Source organism: Saccharopolyspora tripterygii (genome assembly GCF_054778355.1).
This window is the reverse complement of the sequence record NZ_BAAGZP010000001.1, coordinates 400,098-412,765: the sequence shown is the minus strand read 5'-3', so window position 1 is coordinate 412,765 and position 12,668 is coordinate 400,098. Positions and strand designations below refer to the sequence as shown.

Here is a 12,668-nt window from a genome sequence, read left to right as displayed (position 1 = left end):
CGGAGGCCAACCACCCATCACCCGACTGACCAACCTCCCCGAACACCACAACTAAAACTGGGAATTCCCGGGCCGCGCGCACCAGAACCACCCGTGCTCGGGGCGGGTGCTCCGGGGCCGGGATGAACGTGAGACACAATCACGACCATGACCAGCGCAACCGTGGCACTCCGCCGGACGCCCACGTTGGACATCGCGATGCTCGTGCTCGCGGTGTTCTCGCTCGCGCTCCTCTGCTACGCCACCTTCTTCGACACCTCGCACGAGACGGCGCACACCGTGTTCATCATCGACACGGTGATCTGCGGCGTCTTCTTCGTCGAGTTCCTGTGGCGGTGGCGGGAGACGGGCTGGACACGGCGGTTCCCGCTGCAGAGCTGGTACGAGATCCTCGGCATGATCCCGGTGGCCCACCCCGCACTGCGCGGGTTCCGGCTGCTGCGGGTCGTCGTGCTGCTGATGCGGCTCGCCCGCACCGCCGACCGGGCCTTCGGCGAACGCATCTCGCAGCGGATCATCGAGCGCTTCTCGCGGCCGATCGTGCTCGCCATCAAGAAGCCGATCACCGTGGCCGTCCTCGACGAGGTCGTCAAGGTCGTCGAAACCGGCCACTACCCGGAGAACGTCGCGCGCTCGCTCGGCGAGCACCGGGAGGTGCTGCGCGAGATCGTCACCGAGAAGCTCAAGAACGACCAGCAGGTGGGCCGGATCAAGCACCTGCCGTTCCACGACGAGATCGTCAAGTCCATCGTGGACACCACGATCCGGGTCATCCTCGACGTGCTCAACGACGAGCGCACCGACCGGTTCTTCACCGAGGTCGTGCGCGAGAACCGCGATCAGATCCGCCGCTCGGTGCAGATGGGGCTCCACGAGTCCGAGTCCGAGTACGAGCCCGAGCCGCCCGCCGAACCCAGCGCCTACAGAGCTGAATACCAGCGCAAATGAGCGTTGGACCAGCTGGCTCGTGCGGCCAAGACTGGGAGCATGACCAGCGGTCGTGAATACCTCGGAGAGGTGCGTCCCTCGCCGGTGCCCGACGTGACGCGTGTGCTGCGCGTGCTCGGCCTGCACGCCCTGGCCTTCGCGGGCGTCGCCGCGCTCATCGGCTGGTCCGCGCTCGCGATCTGCCTGGCGCTGGCCGGTTTCGCGCTGGTGCTCGCACCGAGCCGCTGGTGAGGCGTTCGCTGGTGAGATGCTCCAGCAGCGCCCGGGCTGCCGGGTTGGACAGGTCGGGGCCGCGTCCGGCCAGGTAGAGCGTCCGCTCGAAGTCGGCCTTCTGAATCTGCGCGAAGGGCAGTCCCGCCCGTTCGGCCACCGACCGCGGCACGATCGTCACCCCCAGCCCGGCCGACACCAGGTCGAGCAGCAGCGGCAGGTGCGTGGCCTCGCAGACCGGGGTGTGCCGCAGGCCGGCATCGGCGAAGCGGTTGCCGACCAGGTCCCGGATGGAACTCCCGGCGAAGTCCACGAACGGCTCGCCCGCGACGTCGTCGAGCCGGACCCGCTGCCGACCGGCGAGCCGGTGCCCGGGGTAGGTGACCAGCACGAGCCGCTGCGTCCACCGCGCGTAGCAGGTCAGGTCCTTGGGCGGGTTCCCGTTGGTCGCCAGGTAGGCGAGGTCGAGTTCGCCCGCATCGATGGCCGCCAGCAGGTCGGGCGCCTTGCCGTCGCGCACGTGGATCCGCACGCCCGGGTGCTGAGCCTGGAACGCACCCAGCTCCCGAGGCAGGTCCACCACCGAGAGCGCCTGGATGGTGCCGATCGACACCCGTCCCCGGTCCATCCCGGCGACCGCGGCGACCTCACCTCGGGCCGCCGCGACGTCGTCCACCAGCCGGTTCGCGACCGGGAGCAGCGCGCGTCCGGCCTCGGTCAGCACCACCCGCCGGGTGGTCCGCTCGAACAGCGCGGCCCCGAGCTCGTCCTCCAGCCGGCGAACCGAGGCGCTCAGCGCCGACTGCACGATGTGCACCTGCTGCGCCGCCGCCGTGAAGCTCCCGCTCCGCGCCACCGCCAGGAAGTGCTCGACCTGCCTCAACTCCACTCATCGACGGTATCGCTGAATCACCGCCGCGGGATCGCCCGGATGAGTTGAGGTCAGGGGTGACGCGGACCGTACTCGGGGTCGTCGCGCTCGGGGAAGTCGAGCTCGCCCGACAGCCGCGCCGACAGCGATGACGAGAGCTCGGAATCCTCTTGCGACTGCTGCTGCTTCTGCTGCGGGGCGAAGGGGCCCATGCCGAAACCGCCTGCGCCCGAGGGCGCTCCCCCACCGATTCCCGCGCTCGCTCCGGCCGACTGGGTCGCGCCCGGTATCGGCCCGACGGAGGCCACGCCGCCGGCGCTCGGAATCCCCGGCGCACCTCCCGTCGCGGACACCGATGCCGCGCTGGTCAGGCCCGGGGACGTCGAGGGCCCGCCCGCCGAGAGCGCGGGACCCGCTGCGGACACCGCGGAAGCAGCGCCGGGACCGCCCGGTGCCGTCGAACCGGCGGTGACCTGCTCGGCCTGATCGGCGATCTTCGAGACCACTCCGCCGACCGCGCTGAGCACCTTCGTGATCTCGTCCACGTGCCCGAGCAGACCCTGAGCGCTGGCGAGCAGGTTGCCCATGTGCCCCGAGATCCGGGCGCCGTACTCGGCGGCGACCTGCACCACCTGCGGGATCGCAGCGGCGATGCTCGCGCCGAACGTCGCCTGCGCAGCGGCCAGCGCCTGGTTCATGATGAGCACGATCCGGCCGACGGCCTCGTTGACCAGGATCGTCACCTCGTTCGCCGTCTTCGCCAGCGCCTCCCCCATACCCGCCAGCGCTTCGCCCAGCCCGGTGCTGGCCTCACCGATCCCCCGGAGCCCGCCGACGAGCTCCGCCGCGGTCTTGAGGTACTCGGTGGCCGCCGACCCGGACCAGCCGCTGGTCTCCGGACCGGCCGCCTGGCCGTAGGAGTCGGAGATCGAGGCGACCCCGCTGCCGACGTCCTGCAGGCTCTGCGCGCTGGAGGTGATCGAACCCGGGTCGCCCGCGAGCTGCTGCAGCGGTTCGCCCAGGAACGGCACGAGATCGGCGAGGAACCCGAAACCCGAGCCCACCAGCGCCGACAGCGGATACCCGGTCGCACCACCGGACGCGTCGGCGGAGCCGTAGCTCCCGGAGTCCCACCCGCCGCCGCGGACCGCGTCGTTGGTGGACCGCACGTCGGCGACCAGGCTCATGGTCCCGGCCGAACCCAGCGGGATGCTCATCTCGGCGCTCACCGGCTCTCCCCCTCGCGCAGCAGCGCGACGCCGTCGTCGTCGGCGCGCTGGTAGTCCTCGGCGCTGCCGGTGAGCCCGCGGCTCACGCTGTCCAGCACGCCCGATGCGCCCGAGACCGACTGCGCCGCTTGGGAAATGGCGTCACCGAGCCCCGCTGTGGCGAACTCCAGGAAGGTGCCCAGCGCGTTGGCCCCGGGCCCGCCGGTCATCGCACCGGCCGTAGCCGACAGCACGTCGGACAGGCCCGCCACGGTTCCCGCGTGGGTGCGGATCTGCTCGTGGTCGACGCGGAAGTCTCCGGATGGTGCGCTCATCAGACGATCACCCTCGGGTTGTCGAAGAAGTCGTCGTCGTCCTGCGGGCCCGGCTCATCGGTGTCGACGGGCATGTTCTCCCGGACGAACTCCAGCGCGGGCCCATCACCGAGATAATCGGTCATGATCTCCACGACCTGCGTGCCGACCATCCGCTGCGCCTGCTGGGTCGTGGCGAGGATGAGCTGGGCGAGCTTCTCGGCCTCCAGAGCGCGGGCGGCCGGGGTCAACCGGATGTCCACCAGCGCACCGCTGGGCCCGACCTGCACGGAGATCTCACCGCGCGGCGACGACGCCGTGCCGTTGACGTGCTTGAGCCCCTCGCCGGCCGCCTTCGCGTCGGCGGCCGCGCGCGCGAGCGTCGCGTCGTAGTCCGCGAGCCACTGCTGTGCAGAGTTCACCTCAGGTCCTTTCGGGGAGTTCGGGTCAGCGCTGCTCGCGCGCGATCGCGACCAGGTCCGCCAGAGCCGCCCGCACGACGGCAGGCCGGAGCGGGTTGATGCTCACCCAGCCGGCTTCGGTCCTGCTCACCCGGAGCCGCCCGTGCGGTCCGTCCAACCAGGACAGTTCCATCCCCTGGCGCCGATCGCCGGCGCAGGTGTGCCGGGTAGCACCGAGCTGGCCGCGACCGAGGAGCGTGGGAAGCGCGCTCACCAGCCGGTCCAGCGCCCCCGGATCGCCGCCGGAGTCCCGGACGAGCTCGCGGAAGCGCCGCTGCTTGGTGCGGTCGTCGGCGATCGCGTTGAGCTCGGCGACGTCGTCCACGACGCGACGCGGGAGGTTGATCGGCATCGATTTCACCGGAGCGCGCTCCGGGACCAGCGCCACCATCTCGTCGACCAGCGCGTTCGAGGCGATCCGGCGAATCCGCACCGTTCCGGCGGGATCGCCGTCGAGCGGCTGCTCGAAGATCAGCGCCGAGGACCGGTAGATCATCGCCAGGAGACCGGTCGTCCCGGACTCGTCGACGAGCACCAGGTCGAGCGTCCCGCGGTACTGCCGGAGCGCGGCGACCAGCTCGGCCGCGGCACCGGCCGGACCGTCCTCGTCGGCGAGACCGCGCATCCGCAAGGTCTGCCCGGCGGCCGCGAACAGCACGTCCCGTTCCCCGTCGATGCGCCCGAAGGACGGGATGCTCAGCGGGAAGGGCCACGGCACTCCCGCGTGGGTGGCCAGCAGGTCGAGCTCGACCTGTCCGAAGTGGATTCCCTCGCCCTGCGGGCGGGCGATCGCGGTCGTCATGTGACCCGCCCGTCCGCGTCGCGCAGCGCGTCGGCGGCTGCGGTGTCGCTGTGCTCGTAGCCGTCGGCGGTATCGCGCAGAGCGGTGTGGAAGTGGGAGATCTCGGCGTGCGCGGCGGTGATCTCCCGCGTCAGCCCGGACTCACCCGCGCTCTCCCGCAGCCGCATCGCCAGGTGCAGCGCGGGTGGCGCGGTGCCCAGCATCGGCATCCGCTCGGCCAGCTGCCGCGCGGAGGTCACCAGCCCGTCGGCCTGCTCGCCGACCTTGGAGAGCTCCTTGACCTGCGCGGCCAGATCGTCGGTCGTGACGCGGTATCCACTGCTCAACGGTCCGCTCCCCTCTCAGCCGATGACCGGCGCGCTCGCCGGTCGGTCGTCGTCGAACAGTCCCTGGTCGATGGTGGGCAGCTTGTTCTCGTGCACCTGCTCGTCGTCGTCACCACCTGCCGACGCGCCCCGTCCCGGGGCCATGCCGTTCGACCCGGCGGCGCCACCCGCGCCGAACAGCCCACGAGCAGCGCCGAGAGCCCCCAGTCCGGCACCGACGCGTCCCGCTCCTCCCAGCGGATCGGGACCACCGACCAACTTCCCCCACGGCGCACCGCCGGTGGGCGCTCCGACCGACGTCCCGGACCCGGAGAACCCGGCCGCGCTGGTCGCGGCGGGCGCCGACCCCCAGGCGGCGCCCGCCGCGTCCGGAGCGATCGCGGTGCTGCTGCGGCGCAGGGTCGCCTCGTACTGCGACATGACGTGCACCGCCTCCGCCTTCTTCTCAGCGGCGTTGGCGGAGGCCAGGAACATGCTGGTGCCCCCGGCCGCGGCCGCTCCCACAGCGGCGCCGATCATCGCGCCGGGAACGGCTCCCACACCGCCCGCGGCAGCCCCGACGACGCCGCCGATCACCGCACCCGCGCCCGCTCCGGCGACACCGGTACCGGCCACAGCGCCGGTCGCGTCCCCGGGTGGCGGTGGCATCGCGTTGCGCGCGGAGGACAGGGCGTCGCCCGCGTTCTGAGCGGCGTGCGAGACCGTGCTCGCACGCTGCCCCACCCCGGACGTCCGGTCACCGATCAGCCCCAGCCTGCCGCCCGCCGCCTCGGCGGACTCGCTGTTCCAGTGGCCCTGCATCGCAGAACGGTTGCGCTGCAAGGAATCGGCGTGCCCGGCGAGCTCGGTGCTGTGCCTGCCCCACTCGTCGGCGACACCGGTGACGTCGGCGACGTCGGCGTTCTCCCACACCATCGCGTACAGCTGCTCGTGGGTGTAGGCGTTCCAGTTGGTGCCCTCCGGCGGGATCGGGGCGCCGAAGTAGCCCTCCCAGACGTTCGTCAGGGTGTGCACGACGGGCGCGCCCACCTCGCCCACCGGTCCGGCGCCTTCGAGCACGGAGGTGGTCGCCCTCACCAGGTCGTGCACGCCGGCCGACGCCACGGCGACGACGTCCGCCTGTCCGGATTCGGTCATGTCCGGTCTGCCTTCCTCTGATCGGCCGGTGCGACGGCCGAAATGTGCAGGGCACGGGGTCCGAACGTGCTACGGCCCCCGTGCCGACCGCGCCCCCCAGCGCAACACCTACAGATCATCAGAAGGCCGGTGCCGAAACATCAGCAATGTTGCTGATCTTTGCGCGGGCGGGCGCCGGCGAGGCGCACATCGGCCCAGTGCAAGGACCTGCTGGTGTTCGCGGAACGGGGGGAAGTTTTCATGAAAACTTCCCCCACCCACACACCTACGCCCTGTCGCGGAACTTGACGGCCAGCTCCAGCCGGGTCGAGCAGTCCAGCTTCCGCAGGACGCGCGAAACGTGCGAGTCGACGGTGCGCACCGAGAGGATCAGCCGCTCGGCGACCTCCCGGTTCGTCAGTCCCCGCGCGACCAGTTCCACCACCCGCAGTTCGGCGCCGGTGAGGCTCTCCCAGCCGTGCTTGGGCCGTCCGCGCGGGCCGGAGGCACCGAACTGCACGCCGTAGGAGCGGAGGTTGGCGGCGGTCCGGTCGATCTCCCGGTGGGCGGCCATCGCCGCGTACTTGTCGATCGCGCTCTGGTAGGCGGCTTTCGCAGCCGCCGACCTGCCGGAGGCGGCCAGCGCCACCGCCGCGTCCTGCGCGGCCTGCGCGGCGACGAGCGGCGTGCTGTTCTCCGTGAAGTCCTGCGCGGCGGCGAGCAGCCGGTCCACGTCCCCGTCGACCAGGCTCACGCAGTAGTTCACCTTGGCGTCGTCCTCGTCGCTCCACTCCCGCATCCGGTCGATCAGCCGGAGCGCGAGCTCCTTCTCCCCGCCCGCGACGGCGATGCGCACCAGCGGAACGCACACCGGCGCGATCGAGCGGTCGTGCCGCATGCCGACGTTGCGCTCGACGACGTCGCGCACGATCTCCATCGCGCGCCCGAGGTCTCCGTCCACACCGGCCAGCACCGCGCGGGTCACCATCATCAGCGACTCGTAGAACATCGCGACCCCGTAGATCGGGGCCTGATCGGCGAGCTCGGCGTGGGCGCGGGCCGCCGGGAGGTCCCCGCGGTTGAGCAGGATCGTGGCCGCCACCGCGTGCAGCGGTCCCGCCATGCCGTGCTGGTGCGGGAGCGCGAGCGCGTCCTCGACCTCGGTGAGCGCCCGGTCCCACTCGCCGAAGTTCAGCGCGGCCACGGCGGCGATCGTGTGCAGCCACGGCAGGAAGCCCAGTCCCAGGTCGCGGGCGGTCGGCCTCGCCTGCTCGATGGTCTCCAGCACGTCCGGATCGTGCTCCAGGTTCTGCAGCAACGCCCGCAGCATCCGGGAGATCAGCCACTGGGCCCGATCGTAGGCCGAGATCTCCAGCAGCACCGCGCCCCGGTCCAGCTGTTCGCGCGCGCCGGTGTAGTCGCGCAGCAGGCACAGCCCGATGGTCCGGACGTTGCACAGGTAGACCTCGACGAGGGGATCGTCGGCCGCCGCGGGGCTGGCCGCCGCGACCGCGCGCTGCGTGGCCTCCATGTCCCCGGACAGCAGTTGGGCGTAGGCGTCGAGGACCGCGAGCCGGGGCGGCAGATCCCCTTCTCCCCGAACGGTTTCCAGCACCTGGAGGACGGGTTCTGGCGTGAACTCGCCGCTGGCGATGATGCCCAGCACGGCGAGGAGCCGGTACCGGATCGACTGGTCCGGCTGCGCCAGCAGACCTTCGGTGGCGGCGCGCCGGGCCCGGTCCGTCCGCCCGCTCCACAGCAGCGCCTCCACCCACGCCGCGCGCAGCGGAGGCAGTCTCGGGTCGCCGGGTTGCAGCGCGGCCACTCCCCGTTCCAGCAGCAACACCACCGACGGCGTGGCCCGCGCGGTCAGCGCCTCGGCGCGTTGGGTGAGCCAGTCGACGGTCCAGGAATCGGCGGTGCCGTGCACGAGGTGCTCGGCGACGCGCTCGACGCGGGCACCGCGCCCGGCGAGCACCTTGGCCACCGATCCCCGCAGACCGGTGGAGGTCGAGACGATGTCCTTGCGCAGCAACGGATATCGCAACCGCACCTCGCCGGCCGATTCCTCGGCCAGCCCCTGCGCGGTCAGCCTCGCGACCCCGGAGAGCACCTCGCTCGGCGTCGCACCGGTCACCGCCGCGAGCTCGTCGACGGAAGCGGCCTCGCCCAGCAGCGCGGCGCAGCGCAGCAGGTGGGTGTCGGTCCCGGCGAGGTCCGCGGCCCACGCCGTCACCTGCGCGGGCCGGTCGGCGGCGTGGATCCGGCTCAGCAGCCACGGGTTGCCGCAGGCGTCCGCGGCGCGCGGCGAGGGTTCGCCGAGCATCGCGTTGACGGCGTCGGTGTCGAGCGGTTCGAGGTCGTGCACGATGGCGAACCTGTCGAGCGCGGCGAACCGCTGGGCCGCGACGCGGCGATGCCTGCCCGCCACGATCAGCAGCGGCCTGCTGTAGACGTCTTCGGCGAGGGCGTGCAGCGCGAGCAGCGTCCCGTCATCGGCCTGGTGCAGCTCGTCGATCACGACCATCGCGGGCTCGTCCAGCTCGGGCACCCGCTCCGACAGCGACGTGCGACCACCCGGCCGCAGCACCGGGATCCGGTAGAGGCGCAAGCCTGAATCGCGCATGGCCGACATGTGCGCTTCGAGCAGGCTCGTGACACCGAGCCCGGGATCGGCTCGCACCATGACCAGTGCGCCCTGCCCGACCTTCGCGGCCGAGGCGGCCTCCGCGAGGACGCGCAACGAATCGTGCCGCCCCACGAACGTCACGCCACCCCCAGCTGTTCAGCGACAATCCGGCCCGCTCGTCACCCTACGGACGAACACCCCTGCCACACGCCGGTTTTGCCAGAACGACCGTCGTTCAGCGCAGCCGGCGAGCAACTATCTACTCACGAGTAGGTAGTGCTGACCTTACCCGCGCCGCACCTCCGCGCGAGCACCGAACGAGTGAGATCACACCGGGCGCGAGCCGAAGTCCCGTCCGAGGGACGGTCGTGACCTCGCGAACGACGGGTCAGGCCAGATCGTCCAGAAGAGGCGGGGGCGCATGGCGGTCGACGGCGCGGAAGAGCACCGCGTGCTCCACGCCGAGCAGTTTTCCGTTGATGGCCAACATCTTCGGGATGAAATCCGCCGGAGCGGGGTGGTCCGGGAGCGCCGCCAGGTACGCGGCGTGGGATTCCAGCGAGGCGACCCCGAGCTGGACCGGCCTGCCGGTGACGTCCACCCCGTGCGTCGCGTCCCCCGCCCCGGGCATCCCCGGGATGAGCAACCACCGAGGGCTCCAGGTCTCCAGGCCCTCGTCGTCGATCTGCTCGGGGAAGATCCACCGGGTGCCCGCGTCGTTGATCGCGTCGACGGTCGCCAGCCCGGCGGCGCGGTGATCGGGCTGGTTGAACCCCATCGGCGTCTCGATCTCGAAGGGCATGCCGATCACGGCGTCCGGCTTGAACCGGCGGATCTCCCGGCAGATGTCCCGCCGCAGCTCCGGGCCGTGGACCAGCACGCCGTCGGGATGCTGGAGGACGGCGAGGTGCTCGACGCCGACCGTCCCGCACGCGGTCCGCTGCTCCTGCAGCCGCAACCGCGCGGTCTCCTCCGGAGGATTCGGCATCCCCGCCTCACCCCGCGTGAGCAGCAGGTATCCGACGTCCACACCCCGCGCCGTCCACCGCGCGACAGCAGCGGACGTGCCGTACTCCATGTCGTCCGGGTGAGCGACCACGCAGAGCACGCGCTGGAAGGTCTCCTCGGGCAGAGCGGGCAGCAACTCGGTCATCGCGCACGAGCCCCCTTCCTCGGCGATGCCTCGATTCTGCACCCGCGCCCGCCGCTCCGCTGCAGGCCAGAAGTACTTCGAACAGCAGTTTTCCGGCCTGGTGTCACTGGACTCCGGCGATCACGGCGACGCTGACGGCGGCGCTCGACGCCGCGATGGCCGCGGCCGTCCGGGTGACGGCCGCGTTCACGGCCGAGGCTCCCCAGCTGCCCTGCTCGATCTCCTTCGCGCGGGTGGCGACTCGGCTCGACCACTTCGGGGTGGGGTGCAGCGTCGGCAGCGCGCCGCTGGACGACAGCAGTGCGATCACCGCCGCCGTGCGGGGATCGGGCTCCGCGCCGTCTTCCAGGACCGAGCGCACGTTCTCCAGCAGGTCGGCTTCGTGCTGGGAGTCCTCGGCGGGCCACCGGGTGCTGCGGAAGATCCCCAGCACGCGCTTCTCCTCGCGCCGCACCAGACCCCGCTCAACGAGCCGGTCGGTCACCGCCTCCCGCAGGCCACTGCCGATCTGGAGCAGGAGCGGCTGCATGCGCTGGGTCTTCTCCGCGACGACGTCGTAAGCGGACCGGAGCAACGGGTCCTCGATCGGCACGTCCCCGACCGCACGAACCTCGGGGCCGTTCAGGCTCGCCCGGCCTTCGTCGGCGTCGGCAGCCCCGCCCAACGCGAGCTCCACGAGCATCGCCCCGCCGAGGGTGTGGTGGAGGGTGCCCTCCCCGGCGATGGTCCCGTGCTCGTCGTGGAGCAGCAGCAGCATCAGGTCTTCGACGATCAACGTGTCGTGGTGCATGGTCTCCCTCTCGGAATCGTGCCGCGAGGGAGACCATGCACCATGCCGCAGCGGCATGCTCAAGCCGCGGACCAGTCCGCCGCGTGGATGCGGGCGAACTCCTCGAGCGTGCGCGGCGGGCGGCCGGTCAGGTCGAGGACCGCGGTGCTGACCTGGTCGTCCCGTCCCGCCCTGATGCCGTCCTCCACGGCGGCGAGGCTGGCGGCGAACTCGTCGGACACCCCGCTCGCCCGGTAGTGGGCCGCTTGCTCGTCCGTGCTGATCGGGACCACCCGGACGGGACGCCCGGTGCTCGCGGCGATGATCTCCGCGGCGTCCCCGTAGCTCAGGGCCTTCGGGCCGGTGAGCAGGTAGTCGCGCTGATCGCCTGCCTCCGTCCCGGGGCGCAGCAGGGCGAAGGCCGCAGCGGCGATGTCGTGCGCGTCGATCCAGCCGACCCGCCCGTCCCCCGCTGCGGTCCGGATCTCCCCGTGCCGCCGGATCCGCTCGCCCACCGGGTGCGGACTCAGCAGGTTCTGCATGAACGCCGACGGGCGCAGCACGACCCATCCCGGCTGAGCCTTCACCTCGTCGGCCATCTCCAGCGCGCTGGGGGCGTGGGGCAGCACGATCGCGGAGCCGAGCAGGACCACGCGGCGGATCCCGAGACGCCGCGACTCGGCCAGGAACGGACCGACCAGCGGCATCGGGTCCACCGTGTTCACCGGGGCCACGAGGAACACGGCGTCCACGCCGCGCAGCGCCGCCGCGTGGGTGGCGGGGTCGTGCCAGTCGAACCGGACCGAATCGGGATCACCGATCACCGGGTTGCGGCTGGCGACCCTGACCGGCACGCCGTCGCGGCGCAGCAGCTCCACCAGCGCGCTCCCGGTCTTGCCGGTACCTCCGGTCACCAGGACCCGGGTCATCGGAGTGCCTCCGGGCTCAGCGAGTCGATCAGCTCGGGCAGCGTTCCCGAGGCCGTGGCCGCGGCGAGCGGGCTCCAGTAGTCGCGGAACCGGGTGATCAGCCCGTCCTGGACGGTGATGACCACGACGTAGTCCATCCGGTAGGACTTCCCGGTGCGCAGCGAGAGCCCGGTCGCGTGGTACTCGACGATCGCGGTGTCCGGCCGCTGGGTCTGGTGCACGGTGATCGCCGGGACCTCGCGCATGTCGTAGACCTGCGGGAAATCGGCGAGGTAGCGGCGGACTTCGTCCCGGCCCACCAGCTCGCGCGGCGAATCCCCGGCGGCGAAGGGGAATTCGGCGGTGCCGTCCTCCGCCCACAACTCGGCCACGGCGTCGGTGTCCCCGGCCAACATCAGGTCCAGCAGTGTGCGCATCACTTCTTCAGGAGTGCGCGGCATTGTTCCCTCCAGTGCTCGACAGGTGGTGACATCGAGCGTGGACGCCGCGCTGCTGCCCGGGAACTGCCTGCTAAGCCCCGGACTGCCGGTCCGTGCCCAGGAGAGCGGAGCCGTGCCATCCTGATCGGGTGAGCAGAGCCGATCTGGCCGATTTCCTGCGCAGGCGACGGGAGGCGCTGCGCCCGGACCGGATGCCGCCGAGCGCCGTCAACCCGCCGGGGCGCCGTGCCCGGCGCACTCCCGGGCTGCGCCGCGAAGAGGTCGCCGCGCGAGCGGGCGTCTCGGTCAGCGGAGCCGGCCGAGCCTGCGCAAGCACCTGCACCACCCGCGGCTGGGCAAGCTGGAGCTGACCCTCCAGACCTTGCTGCTGCCCGGCAGCAACCTCCAGCTGATCCTGTACACGGCCGACCCCGGAACCTCCAGCGCCGAAGCCCTCACCCGGCTCTGAACCGGGCCGGCCGCGCAGCGGGGCCGCGGGCGCGGTGCCCGCGG

16 protein-coding genes are annotated in these 12,668 nt (G+C 71.9%); 4 read left to right on the top strand and 12 right to left on the bottom strand.

The annotated features are described in order from the left end of the window. Positions 1 to 147: 147 nt before the first annotated feature. Together ACYVF3_RS02160 and ACYVF3_RS02155 are read left to right on the top strand one after the other, a co-directional pair. The gene (locus tag ACYVF3_RS02160; protein ID WP_461152603.1) at positions 148 to 948 is read left to right on the top strand and encodes an ion transporter; all 801 of its coding nucleotides are present in this window, start codon (positions 148 to 150) and stop codon (positions 946 to 948) included. Between the two features lie 39 nt (positions 949 to 987). Further along, positions 988 to 1,179 (top strand): hypothetical protein, encoded by a 192-nt coding sequence (locus ACYVF3_RS02155; protein ID WP_461152602.1) that lies wholly within the window; start codon positions 988 to 990, stop codon positions 1,177 to 1,179. On the opposite strand, the gene ACYVF3_RS02150 is transcribed toward ACYVF3_RS02155, so the two are convergent. The 12 genes from ACYVF3_RS02150 to ACYVF3_RS02095 form a co-directional block, all read right to left on the bottom strand. After that, on the bottom strand, positions 1,103 to 2,047 hold the full coding sequence (locus ACYVF3_RS02150) for a LysR family transcriptional regulator (RefSeq protein ID WP_461152601.1): 945 nt from the start codon (positions 2,045 to 2,047) through the stop codon (positions 1,103 to 1,105). The genes ACYVF3_RS02155 and ACYVF3_RS02150 overlap by 77 nt on opposite strands. A gap of 53 nt (positions 2,048 to 2,100) precedes the next feature. Continuing rightward, positions 2,101 to 3,258 (bottom strand): WXG100 family type VII secretion target, encoded by a 1,158-nt coding sequence (locus tag ACYVF3_RS02145; protein WP_461152600.1) that lies wholly within the window; start codon positions 3,256 to 3,258, stop codon positions 2,101 to 2,103. After that, positions 3,255 to 3,572, bottom strand: a complete 318-nt coding sequence (locus tag ACYVF3_RS02140) for an ESX-1 secretion-associated protein (protein ID WP_461152599.1) — start codon at positions 3,570 to 3,572, stop codon at positions 3,255 to 3,257. Before ACYVF3_RS02140 ends, ACYVF3_RS02145 begins: the two co-directional genes overlap by 4 nt. Then, positions 3,572 to 3,973 (bottom strand): YbaB/EbfC family nucleoid-associated protein, encoded by a 402-nt coding sequence (locus ACYVF3_RS02135; RefSeq protein ID WP_461152598.1) that lies wholly within the window; start codon positions 3,971 to 3,973, stop codon positions 3,572 to 3,574. Before ACYVF3_RS02135 ends, ACYVF3_RS02140 begins: the two co-directional genes overlap by 1 nt. 25 nt (positions 3,974 to 3,998) lie before the next feature. Further along, positions 3,999 to 4,814 (bottom strand): ESX secretion-associated protein EspG, encoded by an 816-nt coding sequence (locus tag ACYVF3_RS02130; RefSeq protein WP_461152597.1) that lies wholly within the window; start codon positions 4,812 to 4,814, stop codon positions 3,999 to 4,001. Next, positions 4,811 to 5,140 carry a hypothetical protein gene (locus ACYVF3_RS02125; RefSeq protein WP_461152596.1) on the bottom strand — a complete coding sequence of 110 codons (330 nt, stop codon included), beginning with the start codon at positions 5,138 to 5,140 and terminating at the stop codon, positions 4,811 to 4,813. Before ACYVF3_RS02125 ends, ACYVF3_RS02130 begins: the two co-directional genes overlap by 4 nt. Positions 5,141 to 5,155: 15 nt before the next feature. Further along, entirely contained in the window at positions 5,156 to 6,277 is a 1,122-nt protein-coding gene (locus ACYVF3_RS02120; protein ID WP_461152595.1) for a WXG100 family type VII secretion target, read from the bottom strand. A gap of 265 nt (positions 6,278 to 6,542) precedes the next feature. Further along, positions 6,543 to 9,017, bottom strand: a complete 2,475-nt coding sequence (locus tag ACYVF3_RS02115; protein WP_461152594.1) for a LuxR C-terminal-related transcriptional regulator — start codon at positions 9,015 to 9,017, stop codon at positions 6,543 to 6,545. Between the two features lie 256 nt (positions 9,018 to 9,273). After that, complete coding sequence (locus ACYVF3_RS02110; RefSeq protein ID WP_461152593.1) at positions 9,274 to 10,038, bottom strand: PIG-L deacetylase family protein; 765 nt, start codon at positions 10,036 to 10,038, stop codon at positions 9,274 to 9,276. Positions 10,039 to 10,141: 103 nt separating this feature from the next. Next, positions 10,142 to 10,828: a GOLPH3/VPS74 family protein gene (locus ACYVF3_RS02105; protein WP_461152592.1), complete on the bottom strand. Its 687-nt coding sequence runs from the start codon at positions 10,826 to 10,828 to the stop codon at positions 10,142 to 10,144. Between the two features lie 59 nt (positions 10,829 to 10,887). Next, complete coding sequence (locus ACYVF3_RS02100) at positions 10,888 to 11,736, bottom strand: NAD(P)H-binding protein (protein WP_461152591.1); 849 nt, start codon at positions 11,734 to 11,736, stop codon at positions 10,888 to 10,890. Beyond that, positions 11,733 to 12,152: a nuclear transport factor 2 family protein gene (locus tag ACYVF3_RS02095; protein ID WP_461152590.1), complete on the bottom strand. Its 420-nt coding sequence runs from the start codon at positions 12,150 to 12,152 to the stop codon at positions 11,733 to 11,735. The genes ACYVF3_RS02100 and ACYVF3_RS02095 overlap by 4 nt, the downstream gene beginning before the upstream one ends. A gap of 152 nt (positions 12,153 to 12,304) precedes the next feature. Here ACYVF3_RS02095 and ACYVF3_RS02090 point away from each other — a divergent pair, with 152 nt between their 5' ends. Together ACYVF3_RS02090 and ACYVF3_RS02085 are read left to right on the top strand one after the other, a co-directional pair. Next, complete coding sequence (locus ACYVF3_RS02090; RefSeq protein ID WP_461152589.1) at positions 12,305 to 12,526, top strand: helix-turn-helix domain-containing protein; 222 nt, start codon at positions 12,305 to 12,307, stop codon at positions 12,524 to 12,526. After that, a complete protein-coding gene (locus ACYVF3_RS02085) occupies positions 12,481 to 12,624 on the top strand; it encodes an MmyB family transcriptional regulator (RefSeq protein WP_461152621.1) in 144 nt (47 codons plus the stop codon). Before ACYVF3_RS02090 ends, ACYVF3_RS02085 begins: the two co-directional genes overlap by 46 nt. Positions 12,625 to 12,668 lie beyond the last annotated feature (44 nt).

Coding starts and splice junctions, on each gene's coding strand:
- ACYVF3_RS02140 (WP_461152599.1), bottom strand. CDS start 3,572: ATGAGCGCACCATCCGGAGACTTCCGCGTCGACCACGAGCAGATCCGC.
- ACYVF3_RS02120 (WP_461152595.1), bottom strand. CDS start 6,277: ATGACCGAATCCGGACAGGCGGACGTCGTCGCCGTGGCGTCGGCCGGC.
- ACYVF3_RS02130 (WP_461152597.1), bottom strand. CDS start 4,814: ATGACGACCGCGATCGCCCGCCCGCAGGGCGAGGGAATCCACTTCGGA.
- ACYVF3_RS02155 (WP_461152602.1), top strand. CDS start 988: ATGACCAGCGGTCGTGAATACCTCGGAGAGGTGCGTCCCTCGCCGGTG.
- ACYVF3_RS02160 (WP_461152603.1), top strand. CDS start 148: ATGACCAGCGCAACCGTGGCACTCCGCCGGACGCCCACGTTGGACATC.
- ACYVF3_RS02105 (WP_461152592.1), bottom strand. CDS start 10,828: ATGCACCACGACACGTTGATCGTCGAAGACCTGATGCTGCTGCTGCTC.
- ACYVF3_RS02095 (WP_461152590.1), bottom strand. CDS start 12,152: ATGCGCACACTGCTGGACCTGATGTTGGCCGGGGACACCGACGCCGTG.
- ACYVF3_RS02100 (WP_461152591.1), bottom strand. CDS start 11,736: ATGACCCGGGTCCTGGTGACCGGAGGTACCGGCAAGACCGGGAGCGCG.
- ACYVF3_RS02110 (WP_461152593.1), bottom strand. CDS start 10,038: ATGACCGAGTTGCTGCCCGCTCTGCCCGAGGAGACCTTCCAGCGCGTG.